The sequence below is a fragment of the Yersinia antarctica genome, from assembly GCF_056636475.1.
In genome coordinates, this window is the sequence record NZ_JBSJQF010000001.1 from 2,822,231 (window position 1) to 2,846,519 (window position 24,289).

Below are 24,289 nucleotides of genomic sequence, written 5' to 3' on the forward strand. Positions count from 1 at the left end.
ATGTTTACATGGGAAGGATTTGATTAGAGGACAATGATGCTTTGCCTGTTTAGGGTTGTAACGCAGATATGCCACATAACTTACTCAGATTCCTGGCCCCAATCATCAATGTCGCGACATAAGATTGACGCCGGGTGACAACTTCAACCGCCACGCGATTATTTTTATAGCGGATAAGATAAGTTGAAGGCCAGCCTTGGCGCCGCTCACCATAAGACTTTTGATGGTGGTCAATCGCCGCATGGGCAATGACCAGGTGAGATAAATTTGAATCCCCTTTAATAATACGTTTCATCATCAGCTCCAAGAAGTCAGTCAGAGAATCGCTTACCGTTGGTCACGCCACGCGCTCAGCATATGGGTATCCACGCGGTCGAAAATCATCAATATTTACTCAAATATCTTGGCTGAGCAGGTAACAAATCATCGCGGCACGAAGTGGACTTTGGCTATAGGCTTGCCACTCACCTTGCGGATTGGTAATCCGAGCATTCCACTGATTATTATCATTAACTTCAGGGGAATAGAGGCCAATTTTATTGGCATAGATGATAGGCCAGGCATCAGAAGGGTTTTTGCAGTAGTCCTTACCTTTAACTCCACCGTATGGATACCACTTATCGGGATCTTCCCCTGTCAGCAGTGCAATATTTCGGTTCACTTCAGTGTCACTTTCTTCATACCATTTAATCATTAGAATCACCGTTGTCTTGAAAAGTTCTGGCTACATTACGGCGAAAATAAGACAAATTTATGACAATCAGCGCAGTATATTGGGCTAAATAAAGGGGCAAACTCACATCGCGCAAAAAGATAATGCCGGCTATGCAGGAGAAACCATCACTCTGGCTACGACGATATTCTGATACCGCCTGGTGACAGCATCAGAATCGGGGGGATTTATCGCTCTGGAATAAACCCTTTAAAGTCGAGAGGCGAAACAATATCACTATCGTCTTGCTCATGCCTGACACCCGTAGCATTTTCCAGTAAAGCATTGAGCAATTCGGTTTGCCGTTTTTGTTGTTCGGCAATTTCGTGTAACAAACGGATTTGTTCATTTGCTCGTACACTGGCACGGCTCAAAAAGAACCAGACTATCAAGAAGAAAATGACAGTAAGCAGCGATAAAGCAATTGGGATGACACCCAGTGCCCCCATATTTGTATCTAACATTGACTACCCTATGACATACGTGGCTAAGGCGCTATCTTATCACTCTGCCCACCACAAAGGGGATCTGAATAAGTGATTCATACTTAATAACGATAACTAATAGTAATAGTTATCTATCGTTATTATAGCTAAGCATAATAGGCTATCCTTACCATGGAATAATCGAAGTGATAGCACAAATACCGGTAGAAAAAGTCCCCCCCTGATCGCAATAACTATCAAGGGCTAATAGATAAAACAAGCAGCAAACGGCAATGATCCCTACCGTTGCGACAAGTTTCTTAATGTTCAAATCGGGCACCTTCTGTAATGTTTTTTTTAATTATACTGTATTAAACATCAACCATTTATAGCCAAAATGTAATTACTGATGTGCACTATAGCTCTGTAACAACATTTTTTATAAGAATTTACTGTTTAGTCTTATAAATCAATATGATTTAGGATTTTTACTATTAACTAACTTATCATTACTCGTTAAACTGTTAAATATTTATCCTAAAAAATAAGTAAAACTAATTACATGGAGTGACTACATGAGTTTATTCAGACTGGTTTTGGTGGCAGCAATCATATACTTGGGCCTTCTCTTTTCAGGCTATGGCGTGCTTATTGGCAGTGAGAAAAACGCCGCAGGCATTGGTTTGCAGTGTAAATATCTGACGGCAAGAACTGTTACAACCGCTCAATTTATAAACGGTGAAAATGGTGTCATTGGTGTCAGTAACTGCCCATTAGTGAAAAAGATCGGCAATAACGTTTTTGAATAATTGAACTGCGGGTTTGCTATTCATAACCCGCAGTGCATTTCCCCCACGGCCGCTAGCCTGATACTACCGCCCTACTTGCAGACAGCCTTAAACGGTAGCTGTTATTTTTGGCTAAATTTCATATCAATTAATGCAATGGCTTTCTCAATCGCTCGCTTAGTCACTGGGTCCGCCCCTGCCGGGTGTGTAGAGAAATCAATAGCTTTAAGTTGATGGGACATTTTATCTCGCACCTCCACCGGAGCAATGATATCAATCACATCAAGGATTTGCTTAATCACCAGTTGGCAGGCAACCAAGTCTGACACCAGCTCTTGGTCATTAGTAAACATTTCAGACATGCATAATTCCTTCTCAGTAATATCGTAAAAGGATATCACGCTTGCTGAAATATTTCTTTAACCTGCACTGCTCTTGTCGACTCGAGAGACTAACATTATCCTTGGCTAATGAAATACCTACAACCGATGTCGATGATGTGCTTAATCAATTGCCCCCTCTTTTTGAAAGAAAGAAGCAGATATGAGATGGCAAGAAAGCTAACGTCAGTACGAAGAGGATATAAAAAAACCAGGCATGAAATTATCAATCACCTGGTTCTAGAGGAAACTCATTAGATGTAAATCGATCACAATATTCCTAATCTCACAGTTCATCACCTCCTGCGCCTTTACCTTTATGCAGGACCATTACTGGCATCTTTAAAAAAACGGTTACGCCGACAACCGCTATCAGAGTCATAATCACCGTTATTAACATGCGATCACCTCATCATTTTTAATTTCTATTTTTCCAAACTCAACCCTTTATCCTCGGGATAGACCCCTTCCTGATGACACTACCCTTTTACTATGGCACCAGAAAAATCTTTTGCAAACACTGTCTGAAAAGTCTTTATGGTCTATTTTGTTCAATCGGGAGCAATTTGGTGTTTTGTGTTGTTCGATTCAACTTGTGTATACTGCTCTACTCCTATCCAGAAAAAACAGACTAAATAATGTCACAAGAAAATCATCTCGCGTTAGTCTGCGCCCTCAGTAAATGGGTCGAAACCCATCTAGGGCGGGTCATCTACCTTGAAGAGTTAGCCGTGTATTCAGGCTATTCGCTTTGGCATATGCAGAAAATATTTAAAGAAGTGACCGGGGTATCGCTGGGTAAATACATTCGGGAAAGACGCTTAGCGGGCGCGGTTTATCAACTAAGAAGTAGTGATAGTACGATTTTTGATATCGCATTGGACTTTGGCTTTGGCTCACAGTCACATTTTACTTACATGTTCAGAAAACGTTACGGTATCACTCCGTATGATTTCAGGCAAAATACTGATATTGACCTGAATATCGCGTTGCCCTTGCATGCTATTCATCAGAAGCTGGCATAACACTCCGCAATGCCCACGATTCGCCTGAATGCTTACCACTGCTTTCCGGCGAATAACGCTTTTCAGTTCTTTTTATAGCAATTCTGTACATCAATAGGTTGTGCTTCGTTACGTTGGCGATCCGCCATATAGGTCATCGCAAACATGACACTGACGACAATGAGTGCCGCCAACAGTAAACCGATCAATGCGATGACTTTGTTGTCATCAAACAAGCTCTTATCCATACACTCCCCCTAATTTCTATGGCGTATCATTAGATTAACCATAGGATCGCAATCAATGTTATTGCAATCAGCAAACATGATGTTGTAAGTAAAACCACGAGCGCAAATTGCGCATCGCCAATTCCCGCAGAATAATCACTATTCGGGGTAATATTTTGTTGTTTTTTCAAAGCAATACCTACTGATTGGCGCACACCAATCCTAACTCTATATAAGAAAAATCGCATTTTATAATGGATACATTTCTATCGGATATCAACCTAATCATTAGTTATTCCAACGCGATCCTGTCGTACTCTCTGTTATAGATCAAGCCCATCCATTGTAAAGTTAGGGATAGGCGCAAAATACATTAGCTTTGATTAAGTGTTTGTGGCGATAATATAATGTCATCTCTGTTCAGTGGACAATTACTGTATCACCGACGTTATTATACCGTAATTACCCCTGTGGCGAGGCTATACAGAGCGGCTAAAGCGGTAATCATGGCCACGGCAAAAAGACATTTTTCAATCGGCGCGAATATTGCTCTCTTTTGCTCACGCTTCGCGATGATAAACAGCACAGTTCCCGGACCATATATCACTGCTGACAGTAATATGTATTTCAACCCGCCCGCGTAGACCATTAATATGGCATATAGTGTTGCTATCAAAGCAAAAATAAAATCTTTCTTCAGCTCGACCGAACCTACCGAATAGGTTTCTCGGGTCCAGGCCAATTTCAGCCCATAAGCCGCAACCAGCAAATAGGGGATCAAAACTAATGAGCTGGTGAGTTCCAGTGCCAACTGGAACGCATACTCAGTGAAGAGAGTAACAATTAAGAATAATTGGATAAAAATATTCGACATCCAAACCGCTGCCGATGGCACCCCGCGCTTATTCTCCGTTGCAAATATCTGCGGCATGATATTACTTTTTGCTGCGGAATAGAGTGCTTCAGCCGCCAATAGGGTCCATGACAGATACGCACCCATAACGGAGATAATCAGCCCGATGCTGATAAATATAGCGCCCCATCGACCCACTATATGTTCTAACACCCCAGCCATTGAGGGTTGCCGTAAAGCAGCAAGATCAGGACGAAGCAGCACGCCATAGGAAAGCATTGTCACTAATACCAGTAAACATAAAACACCAATAAAACCGAGAACAGTAGCAATACCAACATGCTTTCTTTCTTTAGCGTAACGGGAATAAACACTCGCCCCTTCAATACCCACAAAAACAAATACGGTGACCAACATAGTACTGCGCACTTGAGCAAATAGTGTCTCTGATGTTGCACCAATATCTAATGCCGCATGACCGGTATAACCATAGTCATCCAAATGGGAGAGATCACCGACACCAGACAAAGATTGGGAACCCCAGAAGTTTAATGCAAACGTATCTGTATGAAATGCAAATGCCAGCACAATAACAAAAATAAATATCGGAATAACTTTAGCAAAGGTGGCAATAGTATTGATTGCTGCGGCTTCTTTGATGCCGCGCAACACCATAAAATGAAAACTCCACAAGATTAATGACGCAATTAAGACAGCGGATAACGTATTACCATCACCAAATAGTGGGAAGAAGGCTCCCAATGTTGATTTGATCAAAACAAAATAGGAAACACTTCCGATACAGGCGCCAGCCCAAAAACCAATGGCTGAGGCAAAACCAGCATAATCACCAAACCCAGTTTTAGCATAAATATAAACACCGGAATCCAAATCTGGCTTACGTTGTGCCAAAGTCTGAAAAACAAAGGCCAGAGTTAACATTCCGCCACCAGCAATAATCCACGCGATGATGGCACCCAATCCTCCGGTTGCTCGGCCGAATGTAGCAGGTAAAGAGAAAATACCAGCACCTATCATTGAACCCACGACCAGCGAGGTTAATGACCACAGCGAGAGCTTTTTATTTGATGAAGCCGCCATATTCATTTCCATTTACATTAACTAATCCAATGTAAAACAGAATAACCTAATAGAAGACCCACGCCTATAGATGCAATTCAGAGAAAATGTGAGCCTCCTTTAAAAGCTGAATATTCACTGTTGAGTGGGCGTGACACTAATATTAAGGCGTATATACACTCACAGCGGTAGCCTCTTTATGTATCAGTGACAAAATAGACCTATTAGACATAGGTCTTGATACCATTTGAATTTAAACTGCGCATAGTCGGTTTGTGCTGCCAAACTAGTTAATCAGATTTTTAGTCAAATAATAACGGTGGTACTCACCCAGTACATTTTCTAGCGTCATTTTCAATTGATAACCCTGTTTTTCATAGAACGGGCGAGCCTGGAAGCTGAATGTATCTACTTGGGCAAACTTGCATCCCCGCTGTATTGCTTCCTGTTCGGCTGCGTTCATCAAGTTAGTACCAGCCCCTGAGTGACGTAATGCATCCGATACCCATAACAATTCAATACTCAGGCAATTACCTAATGTATATCCGGTAATCCCTCCCAACTTTTCGCCATCTTCTCCTGTGATAAATACGGCTAATGGTTTACGACCATTATCACCAACAAATTTACGGTTAAAAGCCTTCAACCCCTCAATGATTTCTGCAATATCTTCAGTCGTTGGGGCATCTGTCATGGTCAAATTCATTGCTACTGCTCCTCGCTATTATCTGACTAACAATACTCGATATAATCTTGGCTTCAATGCATATTCTCACAGATAAGAATTCTATTATCGGATAATAAATAGCAAAATAAATGCTATTAAGAACCATTTACATTTATAATGCAGCGAACAGCTTTTCCGACATTTGTACCGATTTCTCCTCTGTAATTGTAAGGATACCCCAATGCTCCGCCGTTTCTTTTCTTATTATGCCCCGTACAAAGGGCTTTTTTATCTGGACTTTGGCTGTGCCATTTTGGCCGGGCTGCTGGAGCTGAGTTTCCCGATGGCGGTAAAACTGTTCATTGATAAATTACTTCCCAATCAAGATTGGGTGTTGATCGTTTGGGCGGCAACTGGCCTGTTGATGATTTATCTGCTCAATACTGCGCTAATGGCGATTGTTAACTACTGGGGGCACGCATTGGGTGTGGGTATCGAAACCGACATGCGTCGCCAGGCTTTTAGCCATCTGCAAAAATTATCATTTAGCTATTACGACAATATGAAGACCGGCCATATTATCACCCACGTCACCAAAGACCTTGAAGAGGTTGGAGAAATTGCCCACCACGGTCCTGAAGATCTTTTTATTGCCATTATGACCTTTATCGGTGCATTCATTTTGATGGCATCCGTCCATTTACCACTGGCGATGCTCACCATCATCATCGTACCCTTTATGACCTATCTGGTCAGCCGCTACGGTTCACAGATGACCGAAACCTGGCGCAAACTGTTTGGTCAAGTTGGCAATTTTAATGCCCGCATTGAGGAAAGTATCGGCGGTATTCGTGTCGTCAAAGCTTTCGCTAATGAATCTCATGAAAAGAAATTGTTCGCCGCAGATAACGAAAGCTACCGCACCACCAAATTGCGGGCTTACCGCATCATGACCACCAGTATGACTATGAGCTACCTCAGTACCCGTCTGGTGCAGTTAATTGTGATGGTTGCCGGTACCTGGTACGTCGTGCATGACCAGTTGAGTTACGGCGGTTTTGTCGGATTTCTGTTATTAGTTGAAGTGTTTTTTCGCCCGGTGGCGAAAATAACCTCAGTCCTGGAAAGTTATCCGAAAGGAATTGCCGGTTTTAAGCGATTCACTCAATTGATAGATACACTGCCTGATATTGTTGACCAACCAAACGCTCGCCCTGTTGGCCATTTGCATGGCGATATTTGTTATCACAATGTCAGTTTCGGTTATTCACCGCAGAATAAAATTTTCACCCATTTGAACCTGCAAATCCGGGCTGGCGAAACCGTGGCATTCGTCGGGCCATCGGGGGCGGGTAAAACCACGTTATGCTCACTGCTGCCCCGCTTTTATGAACTCGATGAGGGGGCAATCACGATTGATGGTATTGATATCCGTGATATGACTCAGCAATCATTGCGTAATAATATCGGTATTGTTCAGCAGGACGTTTTCTTATTCGGCGGATCTATCCGTGAGAATATTGCTTACGGTAAACTCGATGCCAGCGACGATGAAATAATGGTTGCAGCACAACAAGCCCGGCTAGATGAGTTGATTGAAAGCTTGCCTGATGGACTGGATACCGTTGTTGGTGAGCGCGGAGTGAAATTATCCGGCGGGCAGAAACAGCGCTTGTCAATTGCACGTATTTTCCTGAAAAATCCACCGATTTTGATTCTGGATGAAGCCACCTCCGCGCTTGATACTGCCACTGAACAAGCCATCCAGCTTGCGCTAACGGAATTATCACAAGGCAGAACGACGTTGGTGATTGCCCATCGCTTAGCCACGATTCAAAATGCCGATCGTATCATTGTGGTCGATAAGGAAGGGATTGTGGAACAGGGCGACCATTATGAATTGCTGGCCCGTAAAGGTGCCTATGCAAAATTGCATAATGCCCAGTTCAGTGCTGCCTGATACTCAGTAAAAACCCACCCGCTGATGGGCGCGAATGGTAAACTGAAGGAAAATTCAGCCAAAGCCATTCCATCGCGGGCTTAAATAGGGTACAAGGACGCCATGAAAATTCCAAAACGAATCCAACCGCTGGTTGATGACGGCTTGGTTGACGAAGTCATCCGTCGTTTGAAAAGTGGCAAAGAAGCTGATGTATACGTTGTCCGTTGTGGGCAGGATATCCGCTGCGCTAAAGTCTATAAAGAAGCTGAAAACCGCAGTTTCAAACAGGCTGTTCAGTATCAGGAAGGGCGTAAGGTTCGTAACAGTCGTGACGCGCGAGCCATGGCCAAAGGTTCTAAATTTGGCCGCAAGCAACAGGAAGAGACCTGGCAAACTGCCGAGGTGGATGCCTTGTACCTGCTCGCCAATGCCGGTGTTCGGGTACCTCAACCTTATGCATGCCTTGATGGTGTTTTATTGATGGAACTGGTCACCGATGCAGATGGCCTTGCCGCCCCCCGCCTGAGTGATGTGCCATTTAGCAGAGAACAAGCGCTGATTGACCATGCGTTGATGATCCAATATGTGGTACGGATGCTTTGCGCCGGTCTGGTTCATGGCGATTTATCAGAGTTTAATGTCTTAATTGATAAAGAGGGCCCGGTCATTATCGATTTACCGCAAGCCGTCAATGCTGCGGCGAACAATCATGCTAAAGCCATGCTGGAGCGGGATGTCGCAAACATGACACACTATTATGGCCAATACGCACCAGAACTGCTTAATCGTAAGTATGCCAAAGAGATGTGGGCACTTTATGAGGATGGTAAACTGCATCCAGAAACGCAACTGACTGGTGAGTTTGCAGAAAGCACCGAAGCGGCTGATGTTGAGGGTGTACTGGAGGAAATCAAAGCGGTTATAGCTGAAGAGCAAGAACGCCTGCGTGAAGCTCAGGATCACGACAACTAGACATTAACTATCCTAAATCGACTCTCTGTGGGGCAGTAATGACTCTCTTCCCTGCCCCACACGCTCTTTACGTATCAGTTCAGCACCACCGCTTCCACGCGGTTTTTCCCCGTGGTTTTCGCCCGATATAACGCTTTATCCGCAGCATCCGACAAGTCTGTCGCCGAAATAGACTCACCCGGCGCGGATACCGAAGCCACACCAATGCTGATGGTCACCCGCCCCTCTGGCGATATCCCATGGGGAATATCTAACTCCTCAATGGAGTGACGCATGCGCTCGGCAACCGCTTTCGCATCCGCCAGGGTACTGGGTGCTAGCAATACAATAAACTCCTCGCCGCCATAGCGCGCCAAAATGTCTGAACCACCACGAATAGATTTTGACAAAGTTTCGACAATGGATTTCAAACAAACATCCCCCATTGCATGACCATAAAGGTCGTTAAAGCTTTTGAAATTATCAAAATCGATCATCAACACAGACAGAGAACCGCCTTCGATCTGGTTTTTTTGCCAGATGTGCTGATAGATATCATCAAAGTGGCGACGATTGGCTACCCCAGTTAATACATCGGTTTGTGACAACGCCTTGAGGATCGATTCTGACTGTTTAAGTTCAGTAATATCGAAAAACGAGCCATACCAAATAACAGCCCCATCATCCTGAAGCGTCGGGAAAGACTCACCATGGAGCCAGTGTGTACCTTTGCCCGGCAACACCACGCGAAAATCGCAGCGCCAGACAGATAGATTCTGTTGAGAGATGGCTACCGCCTGTTTTAGCATATCCATATCGTCAGTATGCACGCGGCTAAACAGAGGGTTTTCCTCTCTGGGCACATACAAAACATCAGCCGGTGACAGAGCAAATATTTTCCTGACACCCTCGCTACAATATTTAAAATAAGATTTACCCTCTGCATCTAAATAATAAGCATAAATCATTGCTGGTAAATTCTTAGTTAAACGGTCCATCATCTGCTTACTTTCTTCCAGCTTCATCAGCAGGAATTTTCTTTCCGAAACATCAGCAATCACACTAATATAACCCACGGTCTGGTTATTATCGGCAGTTATTTCATGGACACTAAGTGCTCCCCAGAAACGTTTCCCATCTTGGCGCTGATAACACCACTCGCTGGCATCACGCCGATTAAGCAATAAATAATCCAGCTCAGCTTGATCCTTACCAAACTCTGGAATGTGCAGTATATCCGAAATAGGGCTTCCCAAGACTTCATCTTTAGAATAGCCAAACATTCGCTCCGCACCCACATTAAATATGGTGATCCGACTCTCTAAGTCGGTGGTAATAATCGCGACCTGTTTTTCCGCATTCAACAGTACATCCAGTTGAAGATTAGATAATTTATCTTTCCCATTCTCTCTCTTCACTGGTTCACCTTTACGGTGCTGACCAAATACTTTCCCAGTCAAAGCATTCAGGCAGTTATGATAAAAAGAAAATAAAGACATAAAGTAAATCACCTATAATTTAGAACAAGAAAAAATGAAATTATAACCAGTCTACTGATGGCGCTAATAATAACACTGTGAACTATAACATACACCAATGAATCAGTGTAGGTTTGGAATGATGATACTCTCTAATAGATAACTACAGACACTCAACTTGATAATATCATTACAAATCTCGCCAAGAAAACTGAAAGAACAATCCATTATGGTAATGATGTATTCCTATTGAATAACTGGAGCGAGAATGAAGAAGTTACTGATGTTTTGTGGTGTATCAATGTTGCTATTGAATGCAGCCTCTAGCTTTGCCACACAACCTATTAATAAAGAAGCACAAAAACAATCGGGGGTGAGATGTAAACGCCCACCTGAACCGCCGAAAGACAAGAGTGGCCGCCCGTTGCCGCCAGCGAAAGAACATCATGATAGCCAACCAGCAAAAAACCAGCCGCAACATGATGGCAAGTATCCATGCCCTCCACCGCTATCAGATAAAAACCACAAAGTTTAAAATGTTATATTTATTAGTATCGCTAATAGTATTGTAGCAACAGATAAATTGAAAGCAGGCATATTTTGTTGCTCTGCTTTTTATTTCAAAATAAATAGCCATGTCATAGTTAATAAAGAAACAAAAAATATAAACAATTACTATTGATAGCTACGTTTACCAATCTTATATAAATCGCTATTAAATCTCTTTCATGCAAATCAGACACATAAGAGGAACGCTAGCAGAAAATAATAATCCGTCTTATCCCTCATCCCGATAATTTAAGCTTGGCGCTGGCAAGATATACCTTTATAGCTCATGCTAAATAACGAGATATAACTCTCATCCATGTAACAATAATATCAGTTGAAATTTAATATATAGATAAGGAAATAGTCATGTTCTATAAATCACTGCTTAAGAGTGTCATTGTGACACTCATGCTCGTAACCGTTAACACAGTATTCGCAGCATCATCACCCACCACCCCAACAGAAATGACCTGCAAAGAATTCCTTGATCTTAATCCGAAAAGTATGACCCCCGTCGCTTTCTGGATCCTAAACCGGGATATCCAGTATAAAAAAGGCGATAGCGTAGATTTCCAGGAAATAGACCAGGTCTACACACCAAAAGTGATTGATGTTTGTAAAAAATCACCGAACAAAAAAATTACTGAGATGAAAAAAGAGATTGAGTGGGCACCTAAGAAACCAATGTAATATAATTCTGAGCCTCACATTATTCAATGTGGGGCTAACATTATCTTTTGACTATTATTTGGGAAAAATAATCATGTTAAAGAAGATCATATTGATATCGCTACTGGCATTACCCGTCGACCAAGCATTGGCACTTGACTGCCAGAACGCACTGACACAACTGGATATAAACCAGTGCGCAAATTTAGATTATAAGAAAGCCGATACCGAACTAAACCGTATTTATAAACAAGTTTTGGCCAAAACCCCAGTTGCCCAAAGAGCATTATTAAAGAGTGCGCAACTTACTTGGATAAAATACCGTGACGCAGATTGTACCTTCCAATCCTCAGCCACCGAAGGCGGTTCAGTGCATCCTATGATTATCTCGGCTTGTTTGACCCACAAAACTGAAGCTCGCTCGGCAGAACTACAGTCATTCCTTGATTGTGCTGAAGGTGACCTAAGTTGCCCCTTATAGCGTGCTGTGATTAGCGTTGCCGAATAGTCGAGCGCCAATTCCCAAACGAAATGCAACAAAGTGACCCACCGGTCAGGTACGGATAAAATAGCCGTATTGACCCTGTCGGAGACCCTGTTGCATGAAGGGAAAACATTTGACTCAGCATGAGCGCTTTTACATCGAAAAACGAAAAGCTGAAGGCGTTAATCAGTCCTGCATTGCCAGAGAGCTCGGCGTCTCTCGCTCTACCCTGAGCCGGGAGCTCAGACGTAATACGGACCCCGCCTTCAACGGACTTTACTCCTCCAGACGCGCTGATGCCTTAGCCAGACAACGGCGGGGCGCCACCTCGGCACACAATGCCTGTTTCCCTCTGGGCCAGCAGACACAAGACTTTCTCCGGCAGGCGCTGGCTGTACATACCTCCCCTGAGGTTATCTGTGGGAGACTGAAAATCCAGTTTGATATCGCCGTCAGCAAAAATACCCTCTACCGCTATATCCGTTCGGACAGACAGGCTGGCGGTAAGCTTTACCTTCAGCTCCCTCACCGGGGTAAACGCTATCGCTATGATACGGGTGAGCCCGGACGCACGCCCATCCCGGACAGGGTTGGCATTGAGCACAGGCCTGCTGAGGCTGAACTCAAACAGGTTCCCGGGCATGTTGAAATCGATACGATTTTTGGCAAAGACCAGAAGTCATTCCTGCTGACGGTCGTGGACAAAGCCACAAAGCAGGTCATTATCCGTAAACTCCCCAATAAGTGCGCTGAGAGCGTCGTGGAAGCGTTCAGGGACATCGTGGCGAATACTTTCTGTGAGTTTAAAACCCTGACGGCAGATAACGGACCCGAGTTTGCGAAACATAAGGACATCACTCAGGTAACGGGCGCAAAGGTTTACTTTGCCCGGCCTTATCATTCCTGGGAGCGGGGGTTGAATGAGCATACCAACGGTCTGATACGGCGGTTTTATCCGAAAGGAACCGATTTTAATGGCGTCAGCGATGAAGATATTGCGAGACTGGAGCACATCCTCAACACTCGGGGGCGCAAATCTCTGGAATACAGCTCACCGAATGAGGTATTTTTAGAGTATCTACTCGCTGCATAACGCATGATGGTTTGTTGCGTTTCGTTCGGGAATGGGGCGAGGGCGTTAGGCCATAGGCCACTTTAAAACAGTTACTGAAGTGGCTGGCAGAGCTGAAACCACACTCCAGGGCAATGTGAATAAGCGGCATCATGCTATGTCTCAATAGCTGGTCTGCGCGAGATAACCGCGCTTTCAACACAAATTGATGTGGTGACAGCCCAGTGCTCTGCTTAAACATCCGTGCGAAATGGAACTCACTCAACCCTGCCTGTTCAGCAAGATCTGACAACAGCAACGGCTGTGAAAGATGTTCGTCAATATACTCTTTCACCCGTTTTAACACTGCCGGAGACAACCCACCGCGAATTACGGGGATCGCCCACTGCAACTGGGTGTAATTTTTTAATAAATGGGTCATCAACAAGGTAGCAGCACTACTGAGGGCTAAATGATTGGCCTGTTCTTGCCAGTTACAATTCAGTAAAAATTGGCGATATAACAACGTTATTTGCGGATCTTCTGCGAAAATTCGTTCATCAACCTGAATTGACTGGGGGCTGCGCTCCCAAATTTGTTCAGCTAGCTGGCGCAGATGCTTATCGGTGCAATACAAATGTACAAATGACAGGTCATCCCGCACATCCCAACTGGATAAGCTGCCCTTTGGCATAATACAAAAACGATCCGGTCCACCGCCATTTTTCCAGCCAGCGCGCGTTTTGTGATAGCACTCATAGCCATCTGCAACATACAGGCTCAAGGTGTGGTGATCAGGGCTTTCTTGTGTAATACAGTCATCACGGTTAGACCAGGCTGCCAATTGAATACCCGAGCCGAGTTGCACACAATCATGCAAGCACGCTTTGTGTTCTTTTAGGGTTTCAAAGGCTTGATACCGTTCCAACATTGCGCTGACTTCCTTTCGGTACGCGGATGCAACCAGTTTAATGGCTTGCCAGACGGCAGACTATATTTTCCAGCGATTTATCGTAAAAATGCGCAAGATTTTGCAATTTAAAGCAAGCCGCTGAAAGCGCCTCTCCTTCCTATACCGGATACTGCTGTTTTCTAGCTGTGATGAGAAATAACGATGAACGCGCTGCTATATTTGTTAGTTGTACTGATCTGGGGAACGACCTGGATTGCCATTACCCTACAACAGCAAGGTGATGTTGCTATTACTGTGTCCATTTTTTATCGGTTTGTGCTGGCGGCCGGTGTCATGATGCTCGTTTTACTGCTCGCCCGCCGACTGCACCAGCTCACGGTGCGTGACCACCTTTTTTGTCTGGCACAAGGGGTTTGTGTCTTTGCTTTTAATTTTTACTGTTTTTATCATGCTGCGGCTTATATCAGTAGCGGCCTGGAATCGGTTATTTTCTCAATGGCGGTACTGTTTAATGCCATCAATGGCATGCTTTTCTTTCGCCAACGCCTTAGCCCTAACCTGCTGCCAGCCAGTATCCTCGGCATGATAGGTATTGTTGCTTTGTTCTGGCAAGATCTGACCGCCACACAAATAGCCCCGGAATTACTTAAAGGTATTGGCTTAAGTTTGCTGGGTACCTATGGTTTTTCTCTGGGTAATATGATCAGTAGCCGCCACCAACGCAAGGGATTGGATATTCTGTCAACCAATGCTTATGCCATGACTTATGGTGCGGCAGTGATGGGACTTTTCAGTATGATTCAACAACACTCTTTTACTCTCGAACTCACGCCACGTTACCTTGGCTCATTGTTGTATCTGGCTATCTTCGGTTCCGTGATTGCATTTGCCGCCTATTTCAGCTTGATTGGACGAATCGGAGCCAGTGGTGCGGCTTATAGTACCTTGTTATTTCCGCTGGTGGCCCTAACCATATCAACCTTCTATGAAGGCTATCACTGGCACCTGAATGCCATTATTGGTTTACTGCTCATCCTATTGGGTAATTTAGTGATGTTCTCACGCCCAGGCATGATGCAATCCTGGTTTAAGCGCCGCCATCATTGCCAGCCACAAAGATAACCAAGAAAGGCCGATCGTTATCTCATCGAGAGTTCTGATCGGCCTTGCTCATTTTATTTTGCGGTATCTAAAATGGGTTCACGTACAATGAATATGTAAGACAGAGCCCCGAGGACAGTAACGCAAGAACAGATGGTTAATGCCAGGCTAAATGAGTGAGTGGTATCAACTATCCAACCCGTTATCACCGGTGCAAATGATGCAAATATGAAACTGGCAAAATTCTGTATGCTGCCAACCGATGCAGTCATACGAGAAGAGACCGCGACATGTATAAGCCCCCAGCATGATGTCCCAGCGAAGTGAATACAGAACAGTGCCATGCCTATTAATATAACCGCACTCCCGGTAGTGTCAGCACGGACGACGACAGAGGTAAATGCCGCGGACAGCAACATACCGACCGCAATGCATATTTTGCGGCTTTTTAAAGGAGCCATACCCTGGCGGACCAGAAAATCGGTAACGAATCCATTACATAACATGCCTGCCGCGCCGAAAATAAAGGGAATAGAAGCAAACATGCCAGTGCTAGCAAGATTTAAATGATACGTTGTCTGCAAATAGCCCGGCAGCCATGCCAGATAGAGCCATGCAGTATAATTGACGCCACTGAAGCCCAGCATCATGCCCCACATAGTGCGATTACGGAATAAGCCACGCCATTCTTTAAAATTCATAGGCTTACGACTTACATTAACACTGCCTGCATCAAGATATTTTTGTTCTGCTTCGGTTAAATTGATACTGTCACGATTACGGTAAAGCAGATACCAACCGATAGAAAGTACGATCCCCAAAAGACCAATGGTAATAAACATCCCACGCCAACCGATAACCATCATCATGGCGGCCAGAATAGGTGGACTGATGGCTAAACCGATTGTCGACGCAGAATTAAATATCCCCATAGGCAGGCCACGTTCTTTAATATTGAACCAGTCATTTATCACCTTCACACCGCAAGGATTCATGGGTGCCTCACCGATACCTAACCCAATACGTACCAGAATAAATTGCGTAAAGGTATGAACAGCCCCGGATAGCGCCTGAAAGAATGACCATACAAACATGCCTAGCCCTAACATAATGCGCGGGCCTTTACGGTCTAACAACGGGCCACACGGCAGTTGAGCAATACCGTATGCCAGAGAAAATGCGGAAAGCAGAAAACCAATCTCCGTGGCACTTAGCCCTAGCTCTTCACGAATGGTTAAATTCGCTACAGATAAAGAACTACGGTCAAGAAAGTTAATGACTGCGGCCAAGAATAATAAAACCATCGATACGGTTTGAATTCTTTTAATACGACTAGAACGCTCTGTATGTAGTATAGCCTTGGGGGTTTCATCTGATGTTGGGTTTAATACACCCGCATCATTATTTATCACGACATTATTTTTTTCCACGCCCAGCTCCTGAACTTTATAATATATTCACATTGCGATTCATAAAAAAACCTGTCCGATATGAATCTATTAGGAAATAAAAATCTCAAGAAAAAAGACTTATTACAGCGTCAACTATAGAGAGAAAAGTTAACTGAAATTCAGATTAGTGTGGGCATTCTATATACAGCATATCTTTATGATGAATACGTGAGATGATTAATAGTTTGCTGGATTTTATCTGTCCTTAATGGTTTTTTATGCGGTTTTTTATCCAGTTTTTTATCTTAGTATGCGCTTTCAGCAATACTCTCTAGGTGGTTAATCATTCGCTGTATTGCGTGATCGAGCGAATCATTGATTGCTTAGCAGTATCCAGATGACGCCGTAACTCGCGCACCGCATCCAAATCATTGCGAAAGATTAACGCACTTAAAATCGCCATATGCTCTTCTATCGCCACGATATTGCGCTGCTTTAAATCGCTCTCATCCCATTGATAATGGAAGTGGAAAATAACTGAAATAATCTCCAGAGATTGATTAAAAAATGGGTTATTAGCGGCAGAAAGTATCAGGGTATGAAAATCACGATCTAACTGTGAAAACATGCGATAGCTGCTGCCAATGGTATCCCGCAATTGCCGATGGCGAGCCAATAGCTCTTTGGCTTGCAGCCAACGTTCATCACTATGTGCAAGATTTAAAAAGCGATTTAGCGCATGCGTTTCCAACATTTCACGTAACTCAAATAATTTTTCAGCATAGTTTTGATCAAATTTTTTCATGCTCCACTGACCACGGCGGATATTAACAATGAGGTCATAACGACAAAAACGCAGTAAGAACTCACGAACCACCACGGCGCTGACATTGGCGGCACGAGCAAGTTGTAACTCTGAAAATGAATCTCCTGCACGAAGCTGACGTTGATTAATCATCTGAAAAAAAGCACGTTCAAATACGTCGGCCTGAGCGTCTGGTGACTGACTGATACAATCAAAACCGTCCTCTGATTGGGGTGTTCTGACAATAATGTAGTAGTCGCCGACCTTCTCCAACACGCCACAGTGATCTAAATGACTCAGGGTATTACGCACAGTTGTCCGGCTGATACTGTACATTTCCGCCAGGGAAGCTTGAGAAGGAAGTGGTGATGTAATATGCCCTTTGGCAATAGCGTCGATCATCTGATTGATGACATTGTGACGAAGATTTTGTGTTCTGCTCATGATTATCCTTAGCTGTTTTTTATTCATTTAAAACCAATTTAAAACAGAATAATTCGTCATCCCTCACAAATATCACATTCGATTTAAACCTGGTTGTGATTTTTAATGAATATCAAACCTCACCTTTTGGAGGAATAGTCATGACCACGATGAATACTTTAGTTTGCCTTGAACCAACCAAACTTATTTATCAAAAACGAACTCAACCGTTACCGAAAATTAATGAAGCCTTAATAAAGGTTTTAAATGTTGGTATTTGTGGCACAGATATACATGCCTGGGCAGGTAATCAACCGTTCTTTAGTTATCCCCGAGTATTGGGTCATGAAATTTGTGGCGAAATAATAGCGCTAGGGGATAACGTCAATAATATGCATGCCGGGCAACGCGTTGCCGTTATTCCTTATGTTGCTTGCCAGCACTGTAATTCCTGTCTCAGCGGTAAAACCAATTGCTGCGAAAACATTTCTGTTATTGGCGTCCATCAAGACGGGGGTTTCAGTGAGTATTTATCCGTCCCAGTCAGTAATTTATTGGTGGTCGACGATGTAGATCCCGTCTCGGCTGCATTGATTGAACCTTTTGCCATCAGCGCCCATGCTGTGCGCCGTGCCGATGTTCATCCTGATGAGCATGTTTTGGTGGTCGGTGCTGGCCCAATTGGCTTGGGTGTGGCCGCCATTGCGCAAGCCGATGGTGCCTATGTAGTGATGGCCGACACCAGTGCACAACGCCGTGAACATGTAGAAAACCTGTTGGATATCCGGATATTAGATCCCAGTGATGCCGGATTTGAGCAAAATTTACGCCAGCAATTTGCTGGCATGTTGCCACTAAAAGTTATTGATGCCACAGGTAACCAACGAGCAATGAATAACACCCTCAACTTTATCCGTCACGGGGGCAGCATTGTATTTGTGGGCTTATTCAAAGGTGATCTCAGTTTCCCTGATCCTGACTTCCATAAGAAAGAGACCACCATGATGGGCAGCAGAAATGCCACCTTTGAGGATTTTGACAAAGTGGGGAAATTAATGGCCGCTGGCAAATTATCGGCGGACATGATCCTGACACATCGTTTTGAATTCAATACCTTGGCAGATATTTATGAACAGCAGGTCGTGAAGAATAAAGATCTTATCAAAGGCGTTATTCAATTCTGATCTCACTCATTTTAAGGATATAACACCATGCTAACGTTAAACCGCGAAAACTTTCCTGGCCGTACTCACCCAGATAAAGTGATTCAATTTGGTGAAGGAAACTTCCTGCGCGCCTTTGTCGATTGGCAATTGGACCGACTAAATGAACATACCGACCTTAATGCCGGTGTCGTAGTGGTCCGCCCGATTAACAGTGATTTCCCCCCATCACTTAATACTCAGGATGGCTTATACACCACAATTATTCGCGGTTTAAACGAACAAGGTGAGAAAGTCAGTGATGCACGCATCATTCGCTCGGTTAACCGCGAAATCAATATTTATCAGGACTTTGACAGCTACCTCGCCCTCGCCCGTAATGAAGATATTCGCTGGGTGTTCTCCAATACTACGGAGGCTGGGATAAGTTATCTGGAAGATGATAAGTTTAGTGATACGCCTCCCGCCAGTTATCCTGCGAAATTAACGCGGCTCATGTTTGAGCGCTTTCAACATTTTTCCGGGGCAGCCGATAAGGGGTGGGTGCTATTGCCATGTGAGTTGATCGATTATAACGGCGAAGCATTGCTGGAGTTAGTCCTACGCTATGCGCAGTGCTGGAATTTAGGCGAAGGTTTCAGTCAATGGTTATTACAGCACAATACGTTTTGCTCTACATTGGTCGATCGTATCGTGACCGGCTATCCCCGTGATGAAGCTGTCGCCCTGGAAAACCACCTGGGTTATCACGATGCATTCCTCGATACCGCAGAACACTTTTACCTGTTGGTGATCCAAGGACCGCAATCATTAGCGCAGGAACTACGTCTGAATCAATACCCACTAAACATTCGAATCGTCGATGATATTAAGCCCTATAAAGAACGCAAAGTGGCAATTCTCAATGGGGCTCATACCGCATTGGTGCCGGTCGCATTTCTGGCGGGTTTAAATACAGTCGGCGAGGCCATGGCCGACACGCAAATCAGTCAATTCGTCGCACAACTGATCAGCGAAGAGATTATTCCAGTCTTGGATTTACCCGCGGATGAGCTACAAACCTTTGCTCAAGCCGTGTTGAGCCGTTTTCGTAACCCGTTTATTCAGCACCAACTGCTGTCTATTGCCCTCAATAGCATGACCAAATTCCGTACCCGTATTTTGCCTCAGTTGCTCTCCAGCCAGCAAAATAACGGGCAGTTACCGCCACGACTCACCTTTGCCTTTGCCGCCTTACTGATGTTTTATCGAGGAAAACGTGACGATGAATGTTTTGCATTACAGGATGATGCCCACTGGCTAAATTGTTTCGCCTCTATGTGGCACGACGTTGACGCCGGTTCACTGCCGATGGAGGGATTAGTGCGATTGGTATTAGCCGACGCCACCCATTGGGGGCAAGACCTCAATCACATCCCGCAGCTCACCAATAGCATTACTGAACAGTTGCAAACAATTAAACGTGTGGGGATGCGAGCTGCTTTAGCCGCTTACCGTTAAATATGTTTATCCGGGCAGATGATTTTATTTTCTGCCCGCCATCTAGTGCAGTCACCGTGCGGTTTAAGCACCATCGTGATGGATAAACTCAATACCATACAACCCACCAATAGCATTGATGGTTTCTAATAGATGCGCACCATCCGCTTGATGCGGGACGGTATCGCTCGCGGCTGAATGCGCTGGCCACCACAGGGGAAGCCCGATAAACCATGCTGTAATCTTAGCCATTGCTACCTCTGCGTTATTTATCTAGCGGGATGAAACTGATGCTTTAAGGGTAGATGCTGCCGCGCGCAAAGGTGAAATAACGATTATGGCTTTGGATATGCCAAATTTATCTATGAAGGCCAAAACTTAAGATAAAAATTAATAATTATGCATTTTAAAGATGCCAGCCATCAGCCAAGGCGTTATCTTAATTAGACATTCGCCCTGAAGGAGTTTCGCATGTTTGTTGTCAGTCTGACTTACCATCAACCTATCGATGTGGTCGAAGCACTCACTGAAAGTCATAAAGAGTGGTTGAAAAAGTACTATACACAAGGTGTTTTTATCGCATCAGGCCGTAAAGTGCCGCGTACCGGTGGCATTATTTTGGCCAAAAGTATTGCCCGTGAAGAGCTGGATAAGATATTGGCCGAAGATCCGTTTAATGCGGTTGCCGATTATAGCGTGACCGAGTTTATCGCCTCCATGGCTATCGAGTCGGTGGAAGCGTTGAAAACTCTGTGATGCTTTTATGCGATAAATCCTAACAGCAGCTATGGTTGATGCCATGGCTGCTGTTACAACGTATTGGTAGTTAATTCTGCCCGCTGTTGTCGTTGCGCCATAATACGGTGCAGATTGGCCTCAAGCCATACAGTCAGCCCTTCCACCTGCTCCTGAATCTCTTTCCCCAACGGCGTTAATTTATATTCCACATGAGGTGGTACTACCGGATAAGCAATACGCTCAACAAAACCATCTTCTTCAAGGTGTTGCAGAGTTTGTGCCAGCATCTTTTCACTAACACCGCCAATCTTTCTGCGCAACGCACTGAAACGCAGAGTCTCATTGCTTAACGCAATCAAGGCTAACACCCCCCAACGGCTGGTTACGCGCTTGAGCACTTCTCTTGAGGGACAATCAGCATTGAGTAATTCACCCCGCCGAACTTGTTCGGGAAACGAAACAGTGTGACTCAAATTTTGCGGCTCTATTATTTTCATACTAACCTTTTGGTGCGTACTTACGTAAAGTTAGTATATTGCATATGATGAACTTAAGGGCAACTTTCTGGCCAATTATGCGGTTTTATTCTTTGCCAACTGTCTGTCATCTTTCTCATAACATCAAATCTGGAGTGTCATTATGATCGCAGTAACCGGTGCCACAGGCCAATTGGGCCGCCTTGTTATCAATGCATTACTTAAAAAAGTGCCAGCCAGTGAGATTATTGCTGCGGTACGTACCCCGGACAAAGCCCACGAGCTGGCGGCGTTAGGTGTTCAAATCCGCAAAGCTGACTATAGCCAGCCAGCCACGCTGGATACCGCCTTTCAAGGTGTTGATAAACTACTGTTAATTTCATCGAGTGAAGTGGGTCAGCGTATTGCCCAACATAGCGCCGTGATCGCGGCGGCCAAGCGTGCAGGTGTTAAATTGTTGGCATATACCAGTTTGTTACATGCGGATAAAAGCCCACTGGGGTTAGGCGAAGAACACCGGGCCACCGAAGCACTATTACGTGAATCAGGTCTGCCCATGGTGTTATTGCGTAACGGCTGGTATACCGAGAACTATGCAGCAAGTATCGCGCCAGCCCTGGCACACGGCGCATTTATCGGCGCAGTAGCTGAGGGGCGTATCGCCTCTGCCGCACGTGAAGACTATGCCGAAGCGGCCGCTGTGGTGCTAACGCAGGGAAACCAGGCGGGTAAAGTTTACGAATTAGCCGGTGACGATATCTATACACTGGCTGAATTCTCGGCAGAAATTGCCCGCCAGTCAGGTAAAGCTGTGGTGTACCACGATTTGTCTGAAGCCGATTTCAAGCAAGCATTGCTCGATGCCGGTTTACCTGATGTTTTCGCCAGCCTATTAGCAGATTCTGATGCTGGCGCAGCTAAAGGGGGGCTGTTTGATGACAGTCATACATTGAGCAAACTGATTGGCCGACCGACAACGCCTTATGCAGATGTCATTGCTGCAACGCTAGCGACACGTTAAATCTATTCTGATACTCACGGCCGGTTCCCCTTAAGTTACCGGCCGTTCTCCATTAGAACTTATAATAATGCCGGACTAAGACTTGGCAGCATCCAGTGCCTGAGCAAGATCATTGAGAATGTCATCAATATGCTCAATACCAATCGATAGACGCACCATATCCCGTGGTACGCCCGCCTTGATCAGCTCTTCATCGTTAAGCTGACGGTGGGTGGTTGACGCTGGGTGGCAAGCCAGTGATTTGGCATCACCAATATTCACTAAGCGCACGATCAAATTCAGCGCATCTATAAAACGCCCGCCCGCCTCCTGGCCGCCATGAATACCAAATGACAATATTGAGGCTGGTTTGCCACCTAAATAGCGCTGGGCCAGTTCATGCTCAGGATGATCAGGTAAGCCTGCGTATTTAACCCAACTGACTTGTGGATGGTTTTGCAAATAGTGCGCGACTTTCAGCGCATTTTCAGTATGACGCTCCATACGCAAAGCCAATGTTTCCAGCCCCTGCAAAATCAGGAAAGCATTGAACGGCGATAACGCAGCGCCAGTATTGCGCAATGGCACCACCCGGCAACGGCCAATATAGGCAGCCGCGCCGAATTGCTCGGTATAGGTCACGCCATGATATGACGGATCAGGGGTATTTAATTGAGCAAAACGCTCAGGGTATTGCGTCCAAGGGAACTTACCCGAATCCACTACGATACCGCCAATACTGGAACCATGACCGCCGATATATTTGGTCAATGAATGAACCACAATATCCGCACCGTGTTCAAATGGTCGACACAAGATTGGTGTTGCGACAGTATTATCGACAATCAATGGCACACCATGGCGATGAGCCGCATCAGCCAATTTTTTCAAATCAACAATATTCCCAGCAGGATTACCAATCGATTCACAGAAAACTGCTTTAGTTCGGTCATCGATTAAGGCTTCCAATGCGGCGATATCATCATGATCGGCAAAACGGGTTTCTATCCCATAACGCGGTAACGTATGCGCCAGCAGATTGTAAGTCCCGCCGTACAACTTGGCCACCGACACAATATTATCCCCCACTTCGGCAATGGTTTGGATAGCATAAGTAATCGCCGCCATACCGGAAGCCACGGCCAGAGCGGCAATCCCCCCTTCGAGAGCGGCAACCCGTTTCTCCAGTACATCATTGGTGGGGTTCATGATGCGCGAGTAAATATTGCCGGCGACTTTTAAATCAAACAGATCAGCGCCATGCTGGGTATCGTCAAAAGCAAAGGAGGAAGTCTGGTAAATAGGTACCGCAACGGCTTTGGTGGTGGGGTCCGGTGAATAACCTGCATGAATAGATAATGTTTCTAATTTCATTCTTTATCCCTTGTTATATGACAATAGCCAGCGCCGCTGCCAACACGATGATATAACGTGACTAGTCATATTCTTAACTGGCGACGGAGGTGATGAAGAGAATAACAATAGAGGAATTAATGAGCAGTACCTACCTACAAAAGTAATTATTTAGCTATTAATTATA

General features: G+C 44.7%; 28 protein-coding genes and 1 pseudogene. 13 read left to right on the forward strand and 16 right to left on the reverse strand.

Annotation, left to right across the window (positions count from 1 at the left end; genetic code table 11):
• Nucleotides 1-49: 49 nt before the first annotated feature.
• From ACWJJO_RS13160 to mgrB, 4 genes are all read right to left on the reverse strand, one after another.
• The gene (locus ACWJJO_RS13160; RefSeq protein ID WP_372559219.1) at nt 50-298 is read right to left on the reverse strand and encodes a DUF4060 family protein; all 249 of its coding nucleotides are present in this window, start codon (nt 296-298) and stop codon (nt 50-52) included.
• Between the two features lie 96 nt (nt 299-394).
• The gene (locus ACWJJO_RS13165) at nt 395-694 is read right to left on the reverse strand and encodes a phage protein NinX family protein (protein ID WP_083158581.1); all 300 of its coding nucleotides are present in this window, start codon (nt 692-694) and stop codon (nt 395-397) included.
• Between the two features lie 206 nt (nt 695-900).
• Complete coding sequence (locus tag ACWJJO_RS13170; RefSeq protein WP_083158580.1) at nt 901-1,176, reverse strand: YebO family protein; 276 nt, start codon at nt 1,174-1,176, stop codon at nt 901-903.
• A gap of 148 nt (nt 1,177-1,324) precedes the next feature.
• On the reverse strand, nt 1,325-1,468 hold the full coding sequence (gene mgrB / locus ACWJJO_RS13175; protein WP_072081862.1) for a PhoP/PhoQ regulatory lipoprotein MgrB: 144 nt from the start codon (nt 1,466-1,468) through the stop codon (nt 1,325-1,327).
• A 244-nt stretch (nt 1,469-1,712) separates the two neighbouring features.
• On the opposite strand from mgrB, the gene ACWJJO_RS13180 reads away from it, so the two are divergent.
• On the forward strand, nt 1,713-1,946 hold the full coding sequence (locus tag ACWJJO_RS13180; protein WP_102970397.1) for a YobH family protein: 234 nt from the start codon (nt 1,713-1,715) through the stop codon (nt 1,944-1,946).
• A gap of 101 nt (nt 1,947-2,047) precedes the next feature.
• Here the strand turns inward: ACWJJO_RS13180 and ACWJJO_RS13185 are convergent, their stop codons facing one another.
• Nucleotides 2,048-2,287, reverse strand: a complete 240-nt coding sequence (locus ACWJJO_RS13185) for a DUF2766 family protein (RefSeq protein WP_083158579.1) — start codon at nt 2,285-2,287, stop codon at nt 2,048-2,050.
• 656 nt (nt 2,288-2,943) lie between these two features.
• Between ACWJJO_RS13185 and ACWJJO_RS13190 the strand changes: the two genes are divergently transcribed.
• Nucleotides 2,944-3,330 (forward strand): helix-turn-helix domain-containing protein, encoded by a 387-nt coding sequence (locus tag ACWJJO_RS13190; protein ID WP_038632374.1) that lies wholly within the window; start codon nt 2,944-2,946, stop codon nt 3,328-3,330.
• A 62-nt stretch (nt 3,331-3,392) separates the two neighbouring features.
• Here the strand turns inward: ACWJJO_RS13190 and ACWJJO_RS13195 are convergent, their stop codons facing one another.
• The 4 genes from ACWJJO_RS13195 to ACWJJO_RS13210 form a co-directional block, all read right to left on the reverse strand.
• Nucleotides 3,393-3,557, reverse strand: a complete 165-nt coding sequence (locus tag ACWJJO_RS13195) for a hypothetical protein (protein ID WP_083158578.1) — start codon at nt 3,555-3,557, stop codon at nt 3,393-3,395.
• 29 nt (nt 3,558-3,586) lie between these two features.
• The gene (locus ACWJJO_RS13200) at nt 3,587-3,784 is read right to left on the reverse strand and encodes a hypothetical protein (protein ID WP_083158577.1); all 198 of its coding nucleotides are present in this window, start codon (nt 3,782-3,784) and stop codon (nt 3,587-3,589) included.
• 203 nt (nt 3,785-3,987) lie between these two features.
• Nucleotides 3,988-5,490 carry a basic amino acid/polyamine antiporter gene (locus ACWJJO_RS13205; protein WP_083158576.1) on the reverse strand — a complete coding sequence of 501 codons (1,503 nt, stop codon included), beginning with the start codon at nt 5,488-5,490 and terminating at the stop codon, nt 3,988-3,990.
• Between the two features lie 265 nt (nt 5,491-5,755).
• Nucleotides 5,756-6,175, reverse strand: a complete 420-nt coding sequence (locus tag ACWJJO_RS13210) for a GNAT family N-acetyltransferase (RefSeq protein ID WP_420073734.1) — start codon at nt 6,173-6,175, stop codon at nt 5,756-5,758.
• 202 nt (nt 6,176-6,377) lie between these two features.
• Between ACWJJO_RS13210 and ACWJJO_RS13215 the strand changes: the two genes are divergently transcribed.
• Together ACWJJO_RS13215 and ACWJJO_RS13220 are read left to right on the forward strand one after the other, a co-directional pair.
• A complete protein-coding gene (locus tag ACWJJO_RS13215; RefSeq protein ID WP_420073735.1) occupies nt 6,378-8,096 on the forward strand; it encodes an ABC transporter ATP-binding protein in 1,719 nt (572 codons plus the stop codon).
• A gap of 102 nt (nt 8,097-8,198) precedes the next feature.
• Nucleotides 8,199-9,050, forward strand: a complete 852-nt coding sequence (locus ACWJJO_RS13220) for a PA4780 family RIO1-like protein kinase (protein ID WP_083158573.1) — start codon at nt 8,199-8,201, stop codon at nt 9,048-9,050.
• A gap of 74 nt (nt 9,051-9,124) precedes the next feature.
• On the opposite strand, the gene ACWJJO_RS13225 is transcribed toward ACWJJO_RS13220, so the two are convergent.
• A complete protein-coding gene (locus ACWJJO_RS13225; protein WP_442820808.1) occupies nt 9,125-10,528 on the reverse strand; it encodes a sensor domain-containing diguanylate cyclase in 1,404 nt (467 codons plus the stop codon).
• A gap of 247 nt (nt 10,529-10,775) precedes the next feature.
• Here ACWJJO_RS13225 and ACWJJO_RS13230 point away from each other — a divergent pair, with 247 nt between their 5' ends.
• The 4 genes from ACWJJO_RS13230 (at nt 10,776) to ACWJJO_RS13245 (ending at nt 13,302) form a co-directional block, all read left to right on the forward strand.
• Complete coding sequence (locus tag ACWJJO_RS13230) at nt 10,776-11,042, forward strand: hypothetical protein (protein ID WP_083158572.1); 267 nt, start codon at nt 10,776-10,778, stop codon at nt 11,040-11,042.
• A gap of 380 nt (nt 11,043-11,422) precedes the next feature.
• Nucleotides 11,423-11,746: an acid-activated periplasmic chaperone HdeB gene (gene hdeB / locus ACWJJO_RS13235; RefSeq protein WP_372569270.1), complete on the forward strand. Its 324-nt coding sequence runs from the start codon at nt 11,423-11,425 to the stop codon at nt 11,744-11,746.
• Between the two features lie 73 nt (nt 11,747-11,819).
• Nucleotides 11,820-12,206, forward strand: a complete 387-nt coding sequence (locus ACWJJO_RS13240; RefSeq protein ID WP_372569271.1) for a lysozyme inhibitor LprI family protein — start codon at nt 11,820-11,822, stop codon at nt 12,204-12,206.
• 121 nt (nt 12,207-12,327) lie between these two features.
• Nucleotides 12,328-13,302, forward strand: a complete 975-nt coding sequence (locus ACWJJO_RS13245; RefSeq protein ID WP_481090511.1) for an IS30 family transposase — start codon at nt 12,328-12,330, stop codon at nt 13,300-13,302.
• A gap of 37 nt (nt 13,303-13,339) precedes the next feature.
• On the opposite strand, the pseudogene ACWJJO_RS13250 reads toward ACWJJO_RS13245, so the two are convergent.
• Nucleotides 13,340-14,191, reverse strand: a pseudogene (locus ACWJJO_RS13250) (helix-turn-helix domain-containing protein); the annotation flags it as partial.
• 183 nt (nt 14,192-14,374) lie between these two features.
• Here ACWJJO_RS13250 and ACWJJO_RS13255 point away from each other — a divergent pair.
• Nucleotides 14,375-15,295, forward strand: a complete 921-nt coding sequence (locus tag ACWJJO_RS13255; RefSeq protein ID WP_083158568.1) for a DMT family transporter — start codon at nt 14,375-14,377, stop codon at nt 15,293-15,295.
• 53 nt (nt 15,296-15,348) lie between these two features.
• Here the strand turns inward: ACWJJO_RS13255 and ACWJJO_RS13260 are convergent, their stop codons facing one another.
• Together ACWJJO_RS13260 and ACWJJO_RS13265 are read right to left on the reverse strand one after the other, a co-directional pair.
• Nucleotides 15,349-16,578: an MFS transporter gene (locus ACWJJO_RS13260; RefSeq protein WP_372569887.1), complete on the reverse strand. Its 1,230-nt coding sequence runs from the start codon at nt 16,576-16,578 to the stop codon at nt 15,349-15,351.
• 430 nt (nt 16,579-17,008) lie between these two features.
• Nucleotides 17,009-17,914, reverse strand: coding sequence for a GntR family transcriptional regulator (locus tag ACWJJO_RS13265; protein WP_083158567.1), 906 nt, complete (start codon nt 17,912-17,914; stop codon nt 17,009-17,011).
• A gap of 140 nt (nt 17,915-18,054) precedes the next feature.
• Here ACWJJO_RS13265 and ACWJJO_RS13270 point away from each other — a divergent pair, with 140 nt between their 5' ends.
• Together ACWJJO_RS13270 and ACWJJO_RS13275 are read left to right on the forward strand one after the other, a co-directional pair.
• A complete protein-coding gene (locus tag ACWJJO_RS13270) occupies nt 18,055-19,077 on the forward strand; it encodes a zinc-binding alcohol dehydrogenase family protein (protein ID WP_481091127.1) in 1,023 nt (340 codons plus the stop codon).
• Nucleotides 19,078-19,104: 27 nt separating this feature from the next.
• A complete protein-coding gene (locus ACWJJO_RS13275; RefSeq protein WP_083158565.1) occupies nt 19,105-20,556 on the forward strand; it encodes a tagaturonate reductase in 1,452 nt (483 codons plus the stop codon).
• A 63-nt stretch (nt 20,557-20,619) separates the two neighbouring features.
• On the opposite strand, the gene ACWJJO_RS13280 is transcribed toward ACWJJO_RS13275, so the two are convergent.
• The gene (locus tag ACWJJO_RS13280) at nt 20,620-20,787 is read right to left on the reverse strand and encodes a hypothetical protein (protein ID WP_193784642.1); all 168 of its coding nucleotides are present in this window, start codon (nt 20,785-20,787) and stop codon (nt 20,620-20,622) included.
• A 219-nt stretch (nt 20,788-21,006) separates the two neighbouring features.
• Between ACWJJO_RS13280 and ACWJJO_RS13285 the strand changes: the two genes are divergently transcribed.
• On the forward strand, nt 21,007-21,291 hold the full coding sequence (locus ACWJJO_RS13285; RefSeq protein WP_083158564.1) for a YciI family protein: 285 nt from the start codon (nt 21,007-21,009) through the stop codon (nt 21,289-21,291).
• Between the two features lie 53 nt (nt 21,292-21,344).
• On the opposite strand, the gene ACWJJO_RS13290 is transcribed toward ACWJJO_RS13285, so the two are convergent.
• Complete coding sequence (locus ACWJJO_RS13290) at nt 21,345-21,770, reverse strand: winged helix-turn-helix transcriptional regulator (RefSeq protein ID WP_083158563.1); 426 nt, start codon at nt 21,768-21,770, stop codon at nt 21,345-21,347.
• Nucleotides 21,771-21,912: 142 nt separating this feature from the next.
• On the opposite strand from ACWJJO_RS13290, the gene ACWJJO_RS13295 reads away from it, so the two are divergent.
• Nucleotides 21,913-22,770, forward strand: a complete 858-nt coding sequence (locus ACWJJO_RS13295; RefSeq protein ID WP_481091128.1) for an SDR family oxidoreductase — start codon at nt 21,913-21,915, stop codon at nt 22,768-22,770.
• 75 nt (nt 22,771-22,845) lie between these two features.
• Here ACWJJO_RS13295 and ACWJJO_RS13300 read toward each other — a convergent pair whose 3' ends face one another.
• Complete coding sequence (locus ACWJJO_RS13300) at nt 22,846-24,123, reverse strand: bifunctional O-acetylhomoserine aminocarboxypropyltransferase/cysteine synthase (protein ID WP_372559236.1); 1,278 nt, start codon at nt 24,121-24,123, stop codon at nt 22,846-22,848.
• Nucleotides 24,124-24,289 lie beyond the last annotated feature (166 nt).